This is a genomic window from Actinosynnema sp. NPDC023658, from assembly GCF_040639995.1.
GTDB lineage: Bacteria > Actinomycetota > Actinomycetes > Mycobacteriales > Pseudonocardiaceae > Actinosynnema.
This window is the reverse complement of the sequence record NZ_JBFAAX010000464.1, coordinates 1-4,626: the sequence shown is the minus strand read 5'-3', so window position 1 is coordinate 4,626 and position 4,626 is coordinate 1. Positions and strand designations below refer to the sequence as shown.

Genomic DNA, 4,626 nt, shown 5'->3' with positions numbered 1-4,626 from the left:
GGTCGATCGCGGCGGCGAGACCCGCCACGTCGCCGGCCTCGACGATGACGGCGGTGCCGCCGACCGCCTCACCGGTGCCGCCGGTGGTGGTCGTGATCACCGGTCCGCCGCCGGCCAGCATCTTCTCGGTCAACGCGATGCCGAAGGTCTCCACGAAGTCCGGCTCGGGCCTGGTCGGCAGCGCGTAGGCGGCGCAGCCGCGCATCAGCAACGGCTTCTCCTCGTCGTCCACGTCGTCCAGGAACACGACCCGGTCGTCGTCCCGCGCGATCGCCCGGACCTCGTCCAGCGCCGGCCCGTTCCCGGCGCCGACCAGCTTCACCCGGGACCGCGCCCGGCACCGGGCGAACGCCGCCACGAGGTCGTGGACGCCCTTGGCCCGCGCCACCCGGGACAGGAACAGCACGTAGCCGTCGTGGTCGAGGCCGCGGCGCGCGAGGGCGGCGTCCACCCGCGCCGGGTCGAGGTCGAGGTACGCCGAGGTGTCGATCGGCGGGTAGCTGACCGCGACCCGGCGCACGCACTCCTCGGCCAGCCGCGTGCCGCAGTGCGCGTCGACGGCCTCGGCGGAGGCGACGATCTCCCGGCGGGTGTACTCCGACACCGCGATCACCTGGTCGTTGGCCAGGAACGTGGTGAACAGGGCCACGGCGGCGCCGAACCGGCCCTCGCGCAGGCACGAGCGGATGACGTTGGTGACGTCCGAGCCGACCGCCTTCGCGATGGTGCGCACGTCGGGCGCGAACCCGGCCGCCCGCGCCGCCGCCACGGCCTCGACCACGACCGCGGTGTGCGGCGCGAGGTACATCGACAGGCACGTGGTGGGCACCGGTTCGGCCAGCAGCTCGACCAGGCGACCGGTCAGCCCGGCCACGTACCGGCCGTCGGGCACGCGGTAGTCCCCGACCGGCTCGGGCCGCTCCACGGTGATGCCCGCGCTGTAGGGCGTGATGCGGTCGAGCGGCTTGAGCGGCTGGCCCGCCGCCTGAAGCGCGGGAATCGGCCACGTCAGCAGTCGCACGTCGTCGAATCCCCTGGTGAGGGCCACCTCGGCGAGGTTGCGCGCCTCGGCGGAGTGCCCGCAGATCACCGGGTCGGCCCGGACCACGATGACGAGGCGGCGGTTCGGGCTGGTCATGTGCGCGCTCCCGGTGGGGACTGATGGGACGGGTCGGACAGCGACGGCGGCCGGAACCGCCGACCCCAGGACGACGGTTCCGGGCCGAGTTCCAGTTCGAGCCGGCCGCCCGCGTGGAGGTCGGTGGCGCGCAGGTGCGCCACCTCCAGCGGTCTGCCGTTGAACCGGGCGGACCGCACGTACTGCGGCGGCGGCACCCGGTCCACCCCGTCGGAGCTCACGGGCGACTCCCGGTGGCCCTTGGTCTCGACGACGAAGTCCCGGTCCGCGATGTGGACGGTGGCGCGCGCGAACGCGGGCGCGTTGACGAGGAACAGGTTCTGCCCGGCGACCGGGAACAGCCCCAGTGAGGCCCAGACGTACCAGGAGCTGAGGCCGCCGGAGTCGTCGTTGCCCGGCAGGCCGCCGGGGCCGGTGCCGAACTGCCAGGTCAGCGCCGCGTGCACGACCTCGGCCGTGCGGTCCGGCCGGCCCGCGTAGTGGTAGGACCAGGGGGCCTCCATGTCGGGTTCGTTGTTGAGCCCCTCGAACCGGTTCAGGGAGTAGCCGACCGCCATCTCCTCCGGGGCGGGCCGCCTGCCCGGCTGGACCACCGGTTGCGCGCCGTAGCCGAAGAAGGCGTCCAGCATGGCGACGAACGCGTCGTCACCACCGGCCAGCGCGATCCGGCCGGCCATGTCGTGCAGGAGCCGGAACGAGTAGTTCCACTTGCCGCCCTCGTAGAACGACGAGTCGTGCAGCAGGCCGGTGGCCGGGTCGAACGCGTTGGTCCACCACCGGCTCCGCGCGACGAGGTCGTCCGCGAGCCTGCCGTCGTTCAGGGCCCGCGCCACGCCCGCCGTGCAGTGGTGGGCGTAGGCGAGGTCGAGGGTGTGCGAGATGGGGTGCACGACGCCGTGCTCGTGGAAGTCCTCGCCGTACAGCCGGCGCAGGTCCGCCTCCATGTGCACCAGCGCCCAGTTCCAGTCGAGGTCACCGAGCCCCAGCGCGTGCGCGTCGGCCAGCGCGGTGTGCACCAGGGCGCTGGCCTGCCGGAAGAACCGGTCCGCACCCCTCGCCATCCGGTACCCGATCGGGAAGTTGCCCTCCTCCTCGCACACCCGCACCAGCGACTCCAGCAGGTCCACCGCCCGGTCCGGGCACAGCGCGGCCAGCAGCGGCACCTGCGTCTTGTAGATGTCCCACATCGTGCAGACGTCGAACGCGAACGGCCCGGACGTCGGCCAGAACGGGCTCTCGTCGTCCGCGAAGCACGGCTTGACCAGCGAGTGGTAGAGCGCGGTGGCGAACACCTGCCGCCGCGCGGGCGACCCGCCCTCGACCTCGACGCGGCCCACGTGGTCGCGCCACCGCTCCCGGGTCGCCGCCCGGACCACGTCGAACGCCGGCCGCCCCTCGGCGCACTCGCGGCGCAGGTTGTCGCGCGCCTGGTCGGAGCCGCGCAGGGAGAAGCCGATGCGCACCTCGACGGTCTGCCCGGCGGTGGTCGGCCCGATGAACAGCAGCCCGAAGGGGCGCAGGGTGGTCTGCCGGATCCGGTCGAAGTCCAGCCGGGTGCCGCCCTCGATCAGGCGGCGGTCGTGCCAGAGCATCTGCCGCCACCCCGGCGAGTCGACCTCGACGTGCACCGACAGCGGCACGCCCTCCACGACGACGGTGCCCCGCGCGCGGCCGTGGCCGAGGCTCTCCACGTGGGCGCGGAGCGGCACCGTGCGGCCGTGGTCGATGGCCAGGCCGCCGCAGGACAGGTCGACCACGACGCGCGCGTCGCGGTGCTCCGGGAACGTGTACCGGTGCACCGCGACCTTGGCGCCGACCGTGATCTCGCAGTGGACGCCGGTGTCGAGCGTGGCCGCGTAGTACCCGGCTTCGGCCACCTCGCCGTGCAGCGGCCACGCCTGGCCGAGGGCGTCCAGCGGCTGGACCATCGGCGTGACCCGGACGTAGTTGTAGTACTTCCGGATCGCGCCGGTGCCGGACTGCTGGAAGTGGGTGAACCCGGAGGCCAGGGACCGGTCAAACATCTCCTCGGGCAGGCCTTCGGTGTTCTTGGCGTACCGGCCGTAGCCGGTCGGGTAGGCGCCGGAGTAGGCGCACGCGGACACCATCCCGAGCGGTGAGGTGGCGCCCGGGTGGGTGTTGCCGATCTGCGCTTTCGGCCACCACCAGGTGGCCGCGAGACCCCGCGCCGGGGGCAGGGAGGTCGCAGCCGTTCCGATGAAGGGATCGATGTCGTCGAGGATGGCGAGACTGTAGGTCGGCGCGGGGACGGCGGTGGTTTCCGCGGCGTGAACACGGTGGGAACACGCCGGACCGTCCACTCGGGCGCGGGGGCGTCCTGTTCGGAGGCCCCGCGCGGGGCGCCGGCTACGGTCGGTCGACGAGCTCCGGCAGCCGACGGGCCACCTCGTCCGGGGACGGCATCCGGGAGATCTCCTCGGCCACGGCGCGGGCCGCGTCGCGGTGACCGGAGTCCCGCGAGGCCGTCCGGACGTGGTCCGCGACGGCCTCCGCGCTCACCTCGTCCGGGAGCAGGCGGAGTCCCGCGCCGGCCGCGGCGACCGCGTCGGCGTTGGCGAACTGGTCGGCGCCCTGCGGGAGGATCACCTGGGGCACGCCGCAGGCGAGCGCGCCGAGCGTGGTGCCGCTGCCGCCGTGGTGCACGACCACGTCCACGTGCGGCAACAGCTCCGCCTGCGACACCCAGCGGTGCACGGAGACGTTATCCGGCACGTCGCCCAGCTCCTCCGGGCGCACCCGGCCGGTGGCCACCACCACGCGCGCGTCCAGCGCGGCCAGCCCCTTGATAACCGTGCCCAGCAGCTCCGCGGTCCCGAACGCGGTGCCCAGCGTCAGGTACACCAGCGGCGTCGACGTGCGCCGACCGGCCGCCGCGGGCAGCGCGCCGGGCTCGGAGTACGCGACGGGACGCAGCTCGATCCGGTCCTGCTCCGCGAGGAAGGCCTTGTCCTGCAACGAAGGCGGGCAGATGTCGAGGTGCGGCAGGCCGGGCGCGTCGGCGTTCCTCGTCGGCGGTTCGAGCCCGATCCCGTCGGGGAACAGGCGGCCGAACCCGTGCCAGACGCCGGGGACGCCGGCCCGGTGCGCGGCGACCGCGGCACCCGGCACGCCCCACCCGTGCACCACGAGGTCGGGCCGCAACCGGGCCAGGTCCGGCTCCAGGTCCTCCGCGTACATCTCGTAGAACGTGTCGGCGGGGCGGAAGGGCCGCAGCCCGTTCGCGGCCAACGGCCCGTGGACCTCCTCACCGACGGCGAAGTGCACCTCGTGCCCGGCGTTCCGCGCGGCGACGGCGAGCGGGATCATCGGGTAGGTGTGCCCCACCGACGCGAGGCCGGCGAACAGTACGCGCATGACGACGAACCTACGCGAACCGCGCCGCCCGCAGGCGGCCGAGGAGCTGGCCCGGCGGTGCGGTCACCTGCCGCTGACGTTGCACGTCGCGGCGGCGTCGGTGGGCGGCGGGG

At 74.1% G+C, this 4,626-nt stretch carries 3 protein-coding genes; all 3 read right to left on the bottom strand.

The annotated features are described in order from the left end of the window. Positions 1–1,138: glycosyltransferase (locus AB0G02_RS29010; protein ID WP_360799968.1), on the bottom strand; the 1,138-nt coding region annotated here is incomplete at its 3' end. Continuing rightward, positions 1,135–3,459, bottom strand: a complete 2,325-nt coding sequence (locus tag AB0G02_RS29005) for a glycoside hydrolase domain-containing protein (protein ID WP_360799961.1) — start codon at positions 3,457–3,459, stop codon at positions 1,135–1,137. The genes AB0G02_RS29005 and AB0G02_RS29010, both read right to left, overlap by 4 nt. A 46-nt stretch (positions 3,460–3,505) precedes the next feature. Continuing rightward, the gene (locus AB0G02_RS29000; protein WP_360799958.1) at positions 3,506–4,513 is read right to left on the bottom strand and encodes a glycosyltransferase; all 1,008 of its coding nucleotides are present in this window, start codon (positions 4,511–4,513) and stop codon (positions 3,506–3,508) included. Between the last annotated feature and the right edge of the window lie 113 nt (positions 4,514–4,626).

Bases quoted from the DNA above. Each gene is read 5' to 3' on its own strand.
- AB0G02_RS29000 (WP_360799958.1), bottom strand. From the start codon at position 4,513: ATGCGCGTACTGTTCGCCGGCCTCGCGTCGGTGGGGCACACCTACCCG.